General features: G+C 72.6%; 8 protein-coding genes. All 8 read left to right on the top strand.

Translation table 11 applies throughout. The features are described 5' to 3' along the window. The first annotated feature begins 2 nt into the window (after window positions 1–2). Window positions 3–776, top strand: a complete 774-nt coding sequence (gene mreD, locus ABEE00_RS10155) for a rod shape-determining protein MreD (RefSeq protein WP_345745006.1) — start codon at window positions 3–5, stop codon at window positions 774–776. Further along, window positions 773–2,944, top strand: coding sequence for a penicillin-binding protein 2 (gene mrdA, locus ABEE00_RS10160; protein WP_345745007.1), 2,172 nt, complete (start codon window positions 773–775; stop codon window positions 2,942–2,944). Before mreD ends, mrdA begins: the two co-directional genes overlap by 4 nt. Continuing rightward, complete coding sequence (rodA, locus tag ABEE00_RS10165) at window positions 2,941–4,134, top strand: rod shape-determining protein RodA (protein ID WP_345745008.1); 1,194 nt, start codon at window positions 2,941–2,943, stop codon at window positions 4,132–4,134. The genes mrdA and rodA overlap by 4 nt, the downstream gene beginning before the upstream one ends. 92 nt (window positions 4,135–4,226) lie before the next feature. Next, window positions 4,227–5,801, top strand: coding sequence for a CYTH and CHAD domain-containing protein (locus ABEE00_RS10170; protein ID WP_345745009.1), 1,575 nt, complete (start codon window positions 4,227–4,229; stop codon window positions 5,799–5,801). 89 nt (window positions 5,802–5,890) lie between these two features. Next, window positions 5,891–7,816: a TIGR03960 family B12-binding radical SAM protein gene (locus ABEE00_RS10175; RefSeq protein WP_345745010.1), complete on the top strand. Its 1,926-nt coding sequence runs from the start codon at window positions 5,891–5,893 to the stop codon at window positions 7,814–7,816. 91 nt (window positions 7,817–7,907) lie between these two features. After that, window positions 7,908–9,137: a hypothetical protein gene (locus ABEE00_RS10180; RefSeq protein WP_345745011.1), complete on the top strand. Its 1,230-nt coding sequence runs from the start codon at window positions 7,908–7,910 to the stop codon at window positions 9,135–9,137. A gap of 235 nt (window positions 9,138–9,372) precedes the next feature. Beyond that, the gene (locus tag ABEE00_RS10185) at window positions 9,373–10,131 is read left to right on the top strand and encodes a TIGR03936 family radical SAM-associated protein (protein WP_345745012.1); all 759 of its coding nucleotides are present in this window, start codon (window positions 9,373–9,375) and stop codon (window positions 10,129–10,131) included. 271 nt (window positions 10,132–10,402) lie between these two features. Continuing rightward, window positions 10,403–15,232: an Rne/Rng family ribonuclease gene (locus tag ABEE00_RS10190; protein WP_345745013.1), complete on the top strand. Its 4,830-nt coding sequence runs from the start codon at window positions 10,403–10,405 to the stop codon at window positions 15,230–15,232. The last annotated feature ends 217 nt before the right edge of the window (window positions 15,233–15,449 follow it).

Here is a 15,449-nt window from a genome sequence, read left to right on the forward strand (position 1 = left end):
TCATGCGCCTCAACCGGATGCTTCTCTCGACGTGCCTGGTGATCGTCGCCCTGATCCTCCAGGTGAGCGTGCTCGCCAGACTCCATCTCCCGGGCGCCGTCCCCGACTTGCTGCTGCTGGTCGTGCTCGGCCTCGCGATGGTCTACGGACACATGGCGGGCGCGCTGATCGGCTTCGGCGCCGGACTGCTCGCCGACCTCGCGCCGCCGGCCGACCACGCGGTGGGCCGCTACGCGCTCGTGCTCTGCGTCGTCGGGTACGCGGCGGGGCTGGCCAAGCCCGACGGCGGACACCAGCACCGCTCGGTGACCGTTCCCATGCTGGTGGTCGCCAGCGGGGCGATCGGCTCCACGCTGCTGTACGCGGGCGTCGGCTCCCTCGTGGGGGACACCGCCGCCGGCGAAGTGGGGCTGCTGGGGCTCGTGTTCACGGCGACGCTGTACGACCTGCTGCTCGCCCCGTTCACGGTGCCGCTGATCATGTCGCTGGCCCGCCGCGGCGAGCCGGACCCGCTGGGCGGGGCCGAGGCCTCGGGCGGCGGCAGCGCCTCCACGGGCGGCCGTGAGTACGGCTGGCTCACCGGCGGCACCGGGCTCACGGTCGGCGGCGTCGGCAAGAGCGGCGGGCTGTTCGGCAAGGGCAGCCGCACCTCGAAGAACGGCAAGGCGGCGGCCAAGTCCGTCAAGGAACCGCACATCGGCACCCAGCGCGGCTCCCTCCTGGGCCGCTCGGGGCGCAAGGGCCCGGGCAAGCTGAAGGGGGTCAAGCGGCTGTGAAGGGTGCGGACAGCACGGGCGGCCGCGGCGCGCGGGTCTCGATCCGCCTGATCGTTCTCCAGGTGCTGGTGCTCTCCCTGCTGCTGACCCTCGGCGGCAGGCTCTGGTACCTCCAGGTGCGCAACGGCGAGCAGTACCAGAAGGAGGCGTCGGGCAACCACGTACAGCAGGTCGTGCAGCCCGCGACCCGCGGCTCGATCCTCGACTCGCGTGGCGTGCCCATCGCGGACAACGAGACCCGTCTGGTGGTCTCCGCCTCGCGCACCGAGCTGATGAAGATGGACGACGGCGGGGACAAGGTGCTCACCCGCCTCGCGCACGTACTGCGGATGAAGCCGGACGAGGTCAAGAAGAAGGTCCGGCTGTGCAACGCGCACACGCCGCAGCCCTGCTGGAACGGCTCGCCCTTCCAGCCCATCCCGGTCAGCGACGAGGCCACCACGCAGCAGGGCCTCCAGATCCGCGAGCGCTCCGAGGACTTCCCCGGCATCACCGCGCAGCCCACGGCGGTGCGCCGCTATCCGGCGCCGTACGGCGCGGAGACCTCGCAGGTGCTGGGCTACCTCTCGCCGGTCACCGATGAAGAGGTCAAGAAGTCGGAGAAGACGAACTCGCCGTTCCTGCGCTCCGACGAGATCGGCCGCTCGGGTCTGGAGAGCGAGTACGACCCGAAGCTGCGCGGCTCCTCGGGCGTCACCCGCTACGAGGTGGACAACCTCGGACGGGTCATGGGCGAGGGCCACAAGGACGAGGCCACGCCGGGCTCCAACCTGGTGACGAGCATAGATTCACGGGTCCAGTCGGTGACCGAGAAGGAACTCGACAAGGCCATGAAGGCGGCCCGCAAACAGCACGACAAGAACACGGGCACCAACTACAAGGCCGACGCCGGCGCCGCGGTCGTGATGGAGAACAAGACCGGCCGGATCGTGTCGATGGCCTCCCAGCCGCAGTACGACCCCAACGACTGGGTCGGCGGCATCGACCCCGCCCAGTACAAGAAGCTCACCGGCAAGAACTCGCACTACCCCCTGCTGAACCGGGCCATCCAGGGCCAGGCGGCGCCCGGCTCGATCTTCAAGGTGATCTCCACGGGGGCCGCGGTCCGCGCGGGGTACGACTTCAACGGCCGCTACAACTGCGGGTCCTCGTACAACGTGGGCGGGCAGGTCTTCAAGAACTTCGAGTCCGAGAGCCACGGGCCGATCAGCCTCGGGCGCGCGCTGGAGGTCTCCTGCGACACCGTCTTCTACGACCTGGCGTACAAGCAGTGGAAGAAGGACGGCGGGAACAAGCCGAAGAACCCGAAGGACTGGTTCTACCGCACCGCGCACGACTACGGCCTCGGCAAGAAGACCGGCATCGACCTGCCGAACGAGGTCCCCGGCCGGGTCCCCGACCGCAAGTGGAAGCGGGACTACTACGAGGCCAACAAGGACGCCTGGTGCAAGCAGGGCAAGGACCCCAAGTCCTACGCCGACAAGATCGCCAAGGAGAACTGCGTCTCCGGCATGAAGATGCGCGCCGGTGACAGCGTCAACTACTCCATCGGCCAGGGCGACACCCAGGTGACCCCGATCCAGATGGCCACCATCTACTCGGCCATCGCCAACGGCGGCACGCTCTACGACCCGACCCTCGGCAAGGCGGTCATCAGCCCCGACGGCAAGCACACCAAGGAGATCCAGCCGAAGGCGCACGGCAAGCTGCCGGTCAGCCCGCACACCATCAAGCAGATCGACGGCGCGCTCGCGGGCGTGGCCGAACGGGGCACGGCCGCCTGGCGGTTCGGGCAGGCCGGCTGGCCGCAGAAGAAGATCAAGATGCACGCCAAGACGGGTACCGCCGAGGTCGCGGGCAAGCAGACCACGTCCTGGTTCGCCACGTACACCAAGGACTACACGGTCGTCATGACGATCTCCCAGGGCGGTACGGGCTCCGGGGCCTCCGGGCCCGCCGTGCGGAAGATCTACGACGCGATGTACGGCGTCGGCAAGAAGGGCGGGGTCGACCCGAAGAAGGCCCTGCTGCCGCACCCGGAGAAGAACCTCCCGAAGATCAACAAGGACGGCACCATCCAGGCGCAGCGCGACAAGCGGATGGACATCGGCGACGGCGGCAAGTCCAAGCCGGACGCCGGCAAGACCCCGGCGGGAGGCGAAGGTTGAGCACCCACTCCTACTCCCTCGGCGGCTACGGGCCGCGGCGCCGGACTGCCTGGCAGCGGCTGGTCGCACGGGACTCCGCCGTCTGGCGGCTGGACTGGGTGATAGTGCTCTCCGGGGTCCTGCTGTCGGTGATCGGCACCATGCTGGTGTTCTCCGCCACCAGGAACCGCAGCGACATCAACAACGGCGACCCCTACTACTTCCTCACCCGCCATCTGCTGAGCCTGGTGGTCGGGGTCGTGCTGATGGCCGGCACCGTGTGGCTGGGGCACCGCAGGCTGCGCGGCGCGGCGCCGGTGCTGTACGGGGTCGCGATACTGCTCGGCCTGATGGTGCTCACCCCGCTGGGCGCGACCATCAACGGGCAGCGCGCGTGGCTGCACCTGGGGGCGGGGATCTCGCTCCAGCCCGCCGAGTTCATGAAGATCACCGTGATCCTCGGCATGGCGATGCTGCTGTCCTCCAAGGTGGACTCGGACGAGTACCCCTCGCACCGCACCGTGCTCAAGGCCCTGGGCCTGGCGGCAGCGCCGATCGTGGTGATCATGCTGATGCCGGACCTCGGCTCGGTGATGGTGCTCGGCGTGATCGTGCTCGGGGTCCTGATGGCCTCCGGCGCCTCCAACCGCTGGGTGCTCGGGCTGTGCTTGGCGGGGGCCGTCGGCGCGGTGTCGGTGTGGGCGTTCGGGCTGCTGGACGAGTATCAGATCGACCGGTTCGCGGCCTTCGCCAACCCGGCGCTCGACCCCTCGGGCGTCGGCTACAACACCAACCAGGCCCGGATCGCGATCGGTTCGGGCGGGCTGTTCGGCAAGGGGCTCTTCCAAGGCGACCAGACGACCGGGCAGTTCGTGCCGGAGCAGCAGACCGACTTCGTGTTCACGGTCGCCGGCGAGGAGCTGGGCTTCCTCGGCGCCGGGCTCATCATCCTGCTGCTCGGCGTGCTGATCTGGCGCGCGTGCAAGATCGCCCGCGAGGCCGGCGACCTGTACAGCACGATCGTCGCCGCGGGCATCATCGCCTGGTTCGCCTTCCAGTCCTTCGAGAACATCGGGATGACGCTCGGCATCATGCCGGTCGCGGGGCTTCCGCTGCCCTTTGTGTCCTACGGCGGTACGTCGATGTTCGCGACCTGGATCGCGCTGGGGCTCCTGCAGTCGATCACGACCAGGAGACCGGTCTCCGCATAGCGTGCGCCGCGCCGCCGCCGTTCCCCGATGCCCCTGCACGGTCTCCGTGCAGGGGCATTGCGGTGAGGTGGGGCCGACATTACGTTCCGGGCATGGCGGGCGTTGTGCGGGAAATCGAGCGGAAATACCAGGCGGCGGACGGCGCGGACGGAGCGCGCGCGGCCGCGCCGCCGCTGCCGGAACTGGGCGTGCCGGGCGTCCACCGGGTCGTGGACGCGGGCACCGTCGACCTCGACGCGGTCTACTACGACACCGAGGACCAGCGGCTCGCGGCCGACGGCGTCACGCTGCGCCGCAGGACCGGCGGCGAGGACGCGGGCTGGCACCTGAAGCTGCCGGTCGAGCCGGGCGTACGGGACGAGGTCCAGGCACCCCCGGGGCGGGACGCCGAGGTCCCGCGCACCCTGCTCTCCCTGGTCCGCTCGCGGCTGCGCGGGGAACCCCTGGTGCCCACGATGCGGCTGCGCCAGGAGCGGCAGCGGCGCCGTCTGCTGGGCCCCGAGGGCGAGCTGCTGGTCGAGGTGGTGCGGGACCGGGTCTCCGCCGAGCGCTTCGGCCCCTCGGGCGGCACGGCGAAGTGGACCGAGACCGAGTGCGAGCTCGCCGAGGGGCGGGACCCCGTACTGCTGGACCGCGTCGAGGAGCGGCTGCTCGCGGCGGGCTACACCCGTGCAGGGCACGCGTCGAAGCTGGCCCGCGCGCTGGAGGAGACGGCGTTCCCGGCGGAGAGGAAGGACAAGCGGGCCAAGTCCGCCAAGAAGCACAGGAAGACGCAGCAGCCCTCCCTCACCGCCGCCGACGTCGTGCTGGGCTACGCGGACGAGCAGGTGCGGGCGCTGGTCGCGCTGGACCCCGCCGTGCGCCGCGACGTGCCGGACTCGGTGCACCGGATGCGGGTCGCCACCCGCCGCCTGCGGAGCTGCTTCCGCTCGTACGGAAAGGTGCTGGACCGCGCCGTCACCGGGCCCCTCGGCGACGAACTGAAGTGGCTGGCCGCCGAGTTGGGCGTGGACCGCGACCAGGAGGTGCTGGCCGAGCGGCTGCACACACGGGTCGGCGAGCTGCCCCGCGGGCTCCAGCTCGGACCCGTACGGGGGCGGCTGCGGACGTTCTCGCACGCGCGGCGCGGCGGCTCGCGGCGGCGGCTGATCGCGGTGCTGGACGGCAGGCGCTACATGGAGCTGCTGACGGCGCTGCACGCGCTGCTGGAGCGTCCCCCGCTGCTCGGGAAGGCCGCCGAGTCGCCGCCGGACAAGGTGGTGGCCGCCGCCGTGCGCAGGGACTTCGACCGCCTCGCCGGACACATCGGGGAGGCGCTGGCCGCACCGCCGGGGGAGACCCGCGATCTCGCGCTGCACGAGGCGCGCAAGGCGGCCAAGCGCACCCGGTACTCGGCCGAGGCGGCCCGCGCGGTGTTCGGGCGGCGTGCCAGGGAGTACGCGGTGCGCATGACCGCGCTCCAGGACCTGCTGGGCGAGCACCAGGACAGCGTGGTCGCGCGCGAGGCGCTGCGGGAGATCGCCGTGCAGGCGCACGCCGCGGGGGAGCCGTCCTTCACGTACGGAGTGCTCTACGAGCGCGAGTGCGGGCTGGCGCGGGAGTGCGAGCGCGAGCTGCCCGTGCTGTGGCGCAGCGTGGCCTCGGAGGAGCACCGGAGGCTGGGCTGAGCCCCGGCCGGACCGGGGCACGGGCCGGTGGCGTTACGCTGGATGGTCACCTCTGTACGAGAGATACACCTGCCCCGAGGACACCACCCATGCCTGTCGAGTCGGTCTTCCCGCGCCTGGAGGCCCTCCTCCCGCACGTATCGAAGCCGATCCAGTACGTCGGCGGCGAGCTCAACTCCACGGTCAAGGACTGGGACGAGTGCGACGTCCGCTGGGCGCTCATGTACCCGGACGCCTACGAGGTGGGCCTGCCCAACCAGGGCGTCATGATCCTCTACGAGGTGCTCAACGAGCGCCAGGGCGTGCTGGCCGAGCGCACCTACAGCGTCTGGCCGGACCTGGAGAAGCTGATGCGGGAGAACGACGTCCCGCAGTTCACCGTGGACGCGCACCGCCCCGTGGGCGAGTTCGACGTGCTCGGCGTCTCCTTCTCCACCGAGCTCGGCTACACCAACCTGCTCACCGCGCTCGACCTCTCCGGCGTGCCGCTGGAGGCCAAGGACCGCACCGAGGACCACCCGGTCGTGCTGGCCGGCGGGCACGCCGCGTTCAACCCGGAGCCGATCGCGGACTTCCTGGACTGCGCGGTCGTCGGCGACGGCGAGCAGGCGGTGCTGGAGATCACCGAGATCATCCGCGCCTGGAAGGCCGAGGGCCGCCCCGGCGGCCGGGACGAGCTGCTGCTCCGCCTCGCCAAGACCGGCGAGGTGTACGTGCCCAAGTTCTACGACGTGGAGTATCTGGCGGACGGCCGCATCTCCCGCGTCGTGCCGAACCGTTCGGGCGTCCCGTGGCGGGTCTCCAAGCGCACCGTCATGGACCTCGACGAGTGGCCGTACCCGAAGCAGCCGCTGGTCCCGCTCGCCGAGACCGTGCACGAGCGGATGTCCGTGGAGATCTTCCGCGGGTGCACGCGCGGCTGCCGGTTCTGCCAGGCGGGCATGATCACCCGGCCCGTGCGCGAGCGCTCCATCACCGGCATCGGCGAGATGGTCGACAAGGGCCTGAAGAACACCGGCTTCGAGGAGGTCGGCCTGCTCTCCCTCTCCTCCGCCGACCACTCCGAGATCGGCGACATCGCCAAGGGCCTCGCCGACCGGTACGAGGAGGACAAGGTCGGCCTCTCGCTGCCCTCCACCCGCGTCGACGCCTTCAACATCGACCTGGCCAACGAGCTGACCAGGAACGGCCGCCGCTCCGGCCTCACCTTCGCGCCCGAGGGCGGCTCGGAGCGCATCCGCAAGGTCATCAACAAGATGGTCTCGGAAGAGGACCTGATCAGGACCGTGGCCACCGCGTACGGCAACGGCTGGCGGCAGGTGAAGCTCTACTTCATGGCGGGGCTGCCCACCGAGACCGACGAGGACGTGCTGCAGATCGGCGACATGGCGATCAACGTGATCGCCAAGGGCCGCGAGGTCGCGCAGTCCAACGACATCCGCTGCACGGTGTCCATCGGCGGCTTCGTGCCCAAGCCGCACACCCCGTTCCAGTGGGCGCCGCAGCTCTCCGCGGAGGAGACGGACGCGCGGCTCGGCAAGCTGCGCGACAAGATCCGCGGCGACAAGAAGTACGGCCGCAACATCGGCTTCCGGTACCACGACGGCAAGCCCGGCATCGTCGAGGGCCTGCTCTCCCGCGGCGACCGCCGCGTCGGCGCGGTGATCCGCGAGGTGTACGAGCGGGGCGGCCGCTTCGACGGCTGGCGCGAGTACTTCAGCTACGACCTGTGGATGGAGAGCGCGGACAAGACCCTTCCCCCGTACGGCGTGGACGTCGACTGGTACACCACCCGCGAGCGGTCGTACGAGGAGGTCCTGCCCTGGGACCACCTCGACTCCGGCCTCGACAAGGAGTGGCTGTGGGAGGACTGGCAGGACGCCCTGGATGAGACCGAGGTGCCGGACTGCCGCTGGGACCCCTGCTTCGACTGCGGTGTCTGTCCTCAGATGGACACCGACATCCAGATCGGCCCGACGGGCAAGAAGCTGCTGCCGCTGAGCGTCGTGAAGTGACGCCCGGCGTCCGGTAGTTGAGCTGGTGCCCCGCCCTCCTGGGCGGGGCATTAGTGTGTCCGGCGCCGATTCCGTGAAGGTGCCGGCCGTCGTGAACCAGCGAGCAGAGGGAAACGTCCCGGCCGGTATGAGCAGCCCGCACGCCCCGCAGCAGTCACCGGTGTCCCTCGCGAAGACACCGCCACGCACCACCGCTCAGGACGGCGAGGGCTGCCTGGTGGTCGCCTTGCGCCTGCCCGTACGGATCATCACGCTCGTCCTCGTGGTGCCCGTCCGCCTCCTGTGGGACGCGCTGTGCGCGTGCGGCCGCGCGCTGGACCGGGTGCTGTGGCGCCCCTTCGCGCGTGCGGCGGAGTGGCTGTGGAAACGGCTGCTCGCACCCGTCCTGTACGCCGTCCTCGCCTGGCCCTTCATCGCCCTGTGGCGATACGTCCTCGCCCCGGTCGGCCGCGCCCTCGCGTGGCTGGCGTCGGTGGCGGGCCGCGGCCTGGCCGCCGTGGGCGGGGGCTTCGCCGCCGCCGGCCGGGGCATCGCCGCAGGGGTACGGGGTCTCGGCGCGGGCCTCGCGTGGCTGGGCCGCGTCCTGTTCGTGGTCCCGGCGGTCGCCGTCTACCGCCATGTGCTGACGCCGGTCGGCCACGTACTGCGCGCGGCCGTACGGGGCTTCGGTGCCGGAATGGGGTGGCTGGGGCGGTATCTGCTGGTGGTGCCCGCGGTGTCGGTGTGGGCCGGGCTGGTCTGGACGGGCCGGTATCTGCTGGTGATCCCGGCGGTCGCCGTCTACCGTCATGTGCTGACGCCGGTCGGCCACGTACTGCGCGCCGCCGTGCTGGGCTTCGGTACGGCGATGGCATGGCTGGGGCGGTATCTGCTGGTCGTCCCCGCCGTCGCGGTATGGACCGCGCTGGTCCGGCTCGTCCGCGTCCTCCTCGTCGTTCCCGCCGTGGCCGTCCACCGCCACGTGCTGGCCCCGCTGGGACGCGGCATCGCCCTCGTCGTACGCGAAACCGCCACCGCGCTCGGCCACGCCTGGCGGGTCGCCGGCTACATCTCGCGCGCGGTCTTCGGCTTCCTCGGCCGCGTGCTGCGGCTGCTCCTCGTGTCGCCCTTCGTGTGGGTCTGGCAGTACGCCCTGGCACCGGCGGGCCGCGGCGTACGGGATCACCTCTGGCGGCCCGTCGCGCGCGGCGTCCGCGAGGCGGCGCGTGGAGTGCGCCAGGCGCTCCGCGCGGCGCGCGCCTCGGTGCGGGAGACCAGGGCGGAGATCAGGAAGGCGCTGTTCGGTGCCCCGCGGAAGGAGGAGCGGGGGCCGCAGCCGTGAGCGCGGCGCGTACCCTGGACGGAAGGATCATCCGTACAACCGCACAACGGCGCGGCCCAGGAGCAGCGCGCGCAGTGCGCGGCGTGCGGACTTCCGCCCCCTTCGACCGGGTAAGGCCCGGCCGACCGACATCGATACCGAGGGCGCCCGCGTAGCAGCGGAGGCGCCCCGCAGCACCGAGGAGAGAGAAGCTCTGGGCAAGCGACAGCCCGAAGGCCCGCCGCCCGCACCCGCGGTGCAGCGCATCCGCTTGCGCTACACCAAGCGCGGCCGCCTCCGGTTCACCAGCCACCGCGACTTCCAGCGCGCCTTCGAGCGGGCGCTGCGCCGGGCCGAGGTGCCCATGGCGTACTCCGCGGGCTTCACCCCGCACCCGAAGGTCTCCTACGCCAACGCCGCACCCACCGGCACCGGCAGCGAGGCCGAGTACCTCGAGGTCGCCCTCACCCACAGGCGCGACCCGGGCGAGCTCAGGGACCTGCTCGATGAGTACATGCCGAACGACCTCGACATCGTGGACGCCGTCGAGGCCCGCACCTCCGACTTCACCGACAGGCTGCAGGCCTCCGCGTGGGAGCTGCGGCTCGACGGGGTCACCCAGGAGGAGGCGGCCCGCGCGGTCGACGCCTTCCTCGCGGCGGAGTCGGTCGAGGTGCAGCGGCAGACCAAGAAGGGCATCCGCACCTTCGACGCACGCGCCGCCGTGACGTCGCTGACCTTGGCCGGAGCGGATGCACCGGCCGGGGGCGATAGGCCCGGCGGCGGTCCTTGTGCGATACTGCGCCTGGTAGTTCGGCACTTGACACCTGCCGTACGACCCGACGACGTCCTGTCCGGTCTCCGCGCTACGGCCGACCTGGCGCCGCCGGTCGCCGCAGCGGTGACCAGGCTGGCGCAGGGGCCGCTCGATGAGGAGACCGGCGCGGTGACCGACCCGTTGGCGCCCGACCGCGACGCAACCCCCGTCGCGACGGCGCCGGGAGTCGGCGCGTAGCCCAGAGCCCACGGGTTCTGGACGCCAGGAGCGCCGTCGAAGCGCCACCGCCGACGCACACGCCAGGGAGCCACCCGGGTCAGCCGGCAGGCGAGCGCATTGACCAGGAGACTTTCGCCGTAGCCGTTCCACGCGATGGGCCGGAACCGGCGAGTGAGACAACAGCTCCCGCGCGGCGCCCGCGCCCCGGAGAGCGGCCCCGACGAGAGACCGGGCCGCACCGGTACGAACGAGGCGCGGCGCCCGGGAGCGTGACGGGAGAACCGCCCGCATGCTCGAAGCGAACGAATCCGCAGCAGCGGAGAGCAACGAGAATTCCACAACCGCGCCGCAGGCCGCCGCCAGGGGAGCCGAGCAGGACAGCAGCTCCCCGAGCGACACCCTGCCCCCGCGCCGCAGGCGTCGCGCCGCCTCCCGCCCGGCGGGACCGCCGAGCGGGACGGCCGAAGCGCCCGCCGCGCGGGACACGGCCGACGCTCAGGACACGACAGGCACGGCCGGCACGACCGGCGCCCAGGACACACGGGACGCCGCGGGCACCACCGCCGCATCCGGAACTTCCGGCGCCGTTGCCGCATCCGCCGCTGAGCAGCCCGCGGAGCAGCCGTCCTCCGCCGCCGCCATACGAGACGAGGACCAGGCCCCCGCGCGCACCCGCCGCCGGGCCACCCGCAAGGTCTCGGCCCCCGCTGGGTCGCCGCAGGCCGCCGCCGAGGACACCCGGGAGAGTGCAGTGGCCGAGGCGCCGGACGCCGGTACGCAGACCGACGAGGCCGGCGAGGGCGCCGCTCCCTCCGCACCGGCACGCAAGCGCCGCAGGGCGACCCGCGCGGCGGGCTCGGCCGAGGCCGGGAACGGCGCGGCGCAGCAGGAGACCGCCGGCGCCACCGGTGCCGCCGACTCCGCCGAGGCCCCGGCGACCGGGGAGGCGGAGGCCCCGGCACGCACGCGCCGCCGCAGCACCCGCAAGACGGCCGCTTCGGCTGAGGGCACCGCGAGCACGGAGAACGCCGCGGACACCAAGGGCGCCGCGGACACCAAGGACACCAAGGGCGCAGAGGCCGCCGAGAGCGCCGCGCCCGCCGGTGCCCAGGGCGCCGGTGAGGACGCGGAGAAGCCCGCGGCCCCGGCCCGTACCCGCCGCCGCGCCTCCCGCAAGGCCGGCGCGGCCGAGGGCGCGGACAAGGCCGAGAGCGCCACGTCGGAGCAGCACGCCACGTCGGCGCAGCAGGAGCAGCCGGAGAAGGCCGAGGCCGCTGCCGCCGGCACGCAGGAGCCGGGCGACAAGCAGGAGCCGGCCGAGCAGGACGCCGGGCAGGGCAAGGCCGCCAAGGGCACCCGGTCCAGGAAGTCCGCGAAGTCGGCGAAGTCCGCCAGGTCCGAGGCGAAGCCGGAGACCGGGGGCGAGTCCGCCGCCGCCGGGTCCGGCGCCGAGGAGGCCCCCGCTTCGCGGAAGAAGTCGGGCGTGCCGCCGGTGGCGATGTTCCAGGCGCCGGTGTTCACCGAGCCCGCCTTCCAGACGCCGCAGAGCGCCGCCGCGGCTGCCGCTGCCGCCGCCGAGCAGGACGAGGCGGAGGACGAGGAGGAGACCGGGGCCGAGGCCGCGCACGAGCCGGCGGCCGCCTCAGGCTCCGGCCAGCGCCGTCGCCGCCGTCGCCGCCCGGACGCACAGGGCGGCGCCGAGAGCGCCCGTAACGGCGGGGAGGCCGAGGAGCGCGGGAGTGCCGTCGCCGAGGCCGACGAGGCCGAAGAGGACGCGGGCGAGGACGAGGCGCAGACGCAGGCCGAGGGCGCCGAGGAGACCGGCGAGCGCCCGGCGCGCCGCCGTCGCCGCGGCGGCCGTCGCCGCAGGCGCGGGGAGAACGCCGAGGCGGCCGAGTCCGCCGAGCGCGAGGGCTCGGAGGACGAGAAGGGCGCGGGCCGCGGCCAGGCGCGGGACGCCGAGGACGGCTCGGGCGCCGAGGACGCGGCCGGTGACGAGGACGCGGCCGGTGACGAGGAGGGCGACGAGCAGGAGAACGGCGGTTCCGCCGGCTCCTCCAGCAGCTCGCGCCGCCGTCGCCGCCGTCGGCGCCGCAGCGGTGACGCGGGCCAGCAGGACGGCGGCAGCGGCGAGGCGTCCACCGGCGACGACCCGGAGCGGACCGTCGTCAAGATCCGCGAGCCGCGCAAGAAGAAGGAGAGCGAGCCCACCGACGAGGTCCAGGCCATCAAGGGCTCGACCCGTCTGGAGGCGAAGAAGCAGCGCCGCCGCGAGGGGCGCGAGCAGGGCCGCCGCCGGGTGCCGATCATCACCGAGGCCGAGTTCCTGGCGCGCCGCGAGGCGGTCAAGCGGGAGATGGTCGTCCGGCAGAACGGCGACCGCACCCAGATCGGGATCCTGGAAGACGACGTGCTGGTCGAGCACTTCGTCAACAAGGAGCAGTCGACCTCGTACGTCGGCAACGTCTACCTCGGCAAGGTGCAGAACGTCCTGCCCTCGATGGAGGCCGCCTTCGTCGACATCGGCAAGGGCCGCAACGCCGTGCTGTATGCGGGCGAGGTCAACTTCGAGGCGCTCGGCATGGCCAACGGGCCGCGCCGCATCGAGACCGCGCTGAAGTCAGGGCAGTCCGTGCTGGTCCAGGTCACCAAGGACCCGATCGGCCACAAGGGCGCCCGCCTGACCAGCCAGGTCTCGCTGCCGGGCCGCTATCTGGTGTACGTGCCCGAGGGCTCCATGACCGGCATCAGCCGCAAGCTCCCGGACACCGAGCGCTCCCGCCTGAAGCAGATCCTCAAGAAGATCGTTCCCGAGGACGCGGGCGTGATCGTGCGCACCGCGGCCGAGGGCGCCAGCGAGGACGAGCTGCGCCGGGACGTCGAGCGTCTGCAGGCGCAGTGGGAGGACATCCAGAAGAAGGCCAAGAAGGGCAACGCGCCGACGCTGCTCTACGGCGAGCCCGACATGACCGTCCGGGTCGTCCGGGACATCTTCAACGAGGACTTCTCCAAGGTCATCGTCAGCGGCGACGAGGCGTGGGAGACCATCCATAGCTATGTCTCGCACGTCGCGCCCGACCTCCAGGACCGGCTCCAGAAGTGGACCTCGGAGACCGACGTCTTCGCCACGTACCGGATCGACGAGCAGCTTCTGAAGGCGCTGGACCGCAAGGTGTGGCTGCCCAGCGGCGGTTCGCTGGTGATCGACAGGACCGAGGCGATGATCGTCGTCGACGTCAACACCGGCAAGTTCACCGGCCAGGGCGGCAACCTGGAGGAGACGGTCACCAGGAACAACCTGGAGGCGGCCGAGGAGATCGTGCGCCAGCTCCGGCTGCGCGACCTCGGCGGCATCATCGTGATCGACTTCATCGACATGGTGCTGGAGTCCAACCGGGACCTGGTGCTGCGGCGCCTGCTGGAGTGCCTGGGCAGGGACCGTACGAAGCACCAGGTCGCCGAGGTCACCTCGCTCGGCCTCGTACAGATGACCCGTAAGCGGGTCGGTCAGGGCCTGCTGGAGTCCTTCTCCGAGCCGTGCGTGCACTGCAACGGCCGCGGCATCCACGTCCACATGGACGTGCCCACCGCTGTCGGCGGTGGCGGCAAGAAGAGCAAGAAGAAGGGCAAGGGCGGCGGCGAGCGCCAGGCCGAGCCCGAGGCCAAGCAGGAGCCGAAGTCCGAGTCCAAGCCCGAGGGCAAGGGCGAGCCCAAGTCCGGTGACAAGGCCGGTGGCGGCAAGGCGGCCGAGCCCGTCGAGGCGGGGGAGACCCCGCCGGAGGACGAGTTCTACAGCAGCGCCGCAGAGGCGGAGGCCGCCGTCGGCGGCAGCCGTCGCAGCCGTCGCCGCGCCTCCCGCAGGGCCAGTGCGCCGGCCGGTGCGCCCGGCGAGCGGAACGAGGCGGAGGCGCGGACCGAGGCCGACTCCGAGAAGGCCGAGAAGGCCGAGCAGGCCGAGAAGGCTGAGCAGGCCGGCAAGCCCGAGCAGGCCGAGAAGGCCGAGAGGTCCGGGAACGACGCGGCGGGCAAGGACAACAAGTCCGGCAAGGGCAGGGACAAGCGCGGCAGGGGCCAGGCGCCCGAGCCGCAGTCGCAGCCCGAGCCGCAGCCCGAGCCCGAGCCGGTGCGGGAGGCCGCCGCGGTCGAGGCCGAGGCGTCGGCCGAGTCCGCGGACTCCGGGCGTACGCGTCCGGGACGCCGTCGCCGCCGCGCGGTGTCGGTGCCCGCGGGCTCGCCCTCGGCGGGCACGCAGGACGCGGGCGTCACCGTGATCTCCGCCGCCGAGGAGAGCGCGGCCGAGGCCGCGCCCGCTCCGGCGGCCGAGCCCGCAGCGGCGCAGCCGGCGCCGGAGGCGGCACCGCCCGCCCGCCGTCGCCGCGCGGTGTCGGTGCCCGCGGGGTCCCCGAAGGACTCGGAGGACTCGGTGGTCACCGTGGTCGCCCCCGACCGCGCCGCGCAGCAGCCCGAGCCCGAGCCGGTGGCGCAGGCCGCCGCCGAGCCCGTCGCCGAGCCCGCGGCGCCGGCGCGCAGCCGCCGCAGGGTGGAGCGCCAGGTGTCGGCCCCGGTGACGGACGAGGGCGGCGCCGCGGTGCTGACCGTCCCCGCGAACGGGAACGGCGAGGCCGCGGCCGACGGCAGCGCCCCCGCTCCGGAGTCCGGACCGGCCGCCGAGGCCGCGTCCGAGGAGGCACCGGCCGCACCCGCCAAGAAGACGGCGAAGAAGGCAGCGGCCAAGAAGTCGGCGGCCAAGAAGACGGCCGCGAAGAAGACCGCTTCCACGGCGAAGAAGTCGACCGCCAAGAAGTCCGCGGCGAAGAAGTCGGCGGCGAAGGCGGAGGACGAATCCGCCGGAGCGGCCGACGGCACGGCCGGTGCTCAGGCGGACGGCGCGGAAGGCGCCGAAGCGGAAAAGGCGGAGAAGCCCGCCAAGAAGACCGCGGCGAAGAAGTCGACGGCCAAGAAGGCGGCGGCCAAGAAGACCACCGCCAAGAAGGCCGCGGCGAAGAAGTCAGCGAGCAAGTCGGCGTCCTCGTCCGAGGAGGCCCCGGCGGCCTCCGGCAGGACGGCGGCCGCCGAGCAGCAGCAGCCGCCCTCCGTCTCGGCGTCGGCCGAGGACTGAGCGGTACGAGCGGCAGCGGGCCCTGCGCCCGGCCCGCCCCGGGTACGCCCGGGGCGGGCGCCGTTTGACCAGGGATACGGCGCCCCCGTAACCTTGCCCTTCGGTGTGTCGTCGAAGCTTCGGTGACATGCCCGCTTCTGAGCAACTACCTCCCGCCCCGCGTGGGAGAGGCCGCTCGATCCATTCGGATAAGCCCGCGGACCCTGTTCCGCGCTGG

Source organism: Streptomyces odontomachicola (assembly GCF_039605595.1).
Lineage (GTDB): Bacteria > Actinomycetota > Actinomycetes > Streptomycetales > Streptomycetaceae > Streptomyces.

What these genes read in the sequence shown, in the direction of transcription:
- ABEE00_RS10175 (WP_345745010.1), top strand. Translation starts at nt 5,891, where the DNA reads ATGCCTGTCGAGTCGGTCTTCCCGCGCCTGGAGGCCCTCCTCCCGCAC.
- mreD (WP_345745006.1), top strand. Translation starts at nt 3, where the DNA reads ATGCGCCTCAACCGGATGCTTCTCTCGACGTGCCTGGTGATCGTCGCC.
- ABEE00_RS10190 (WP_345745013.1), top strand. Translation starts at nt 10,403, where the DNA reads ATGCTCGAAGCGAACGAATCCGCAGCAGCGGAGAGCAACGAGAATTCC.
- ABEE00_RS10170 (WP_345745009.1), top strand. Translation starts at nt 4,227, where the DNA reads ATGGCGGGCGTTGTGCGGGAAATCGAGCGGAAATACCAGGCGGCGGAC.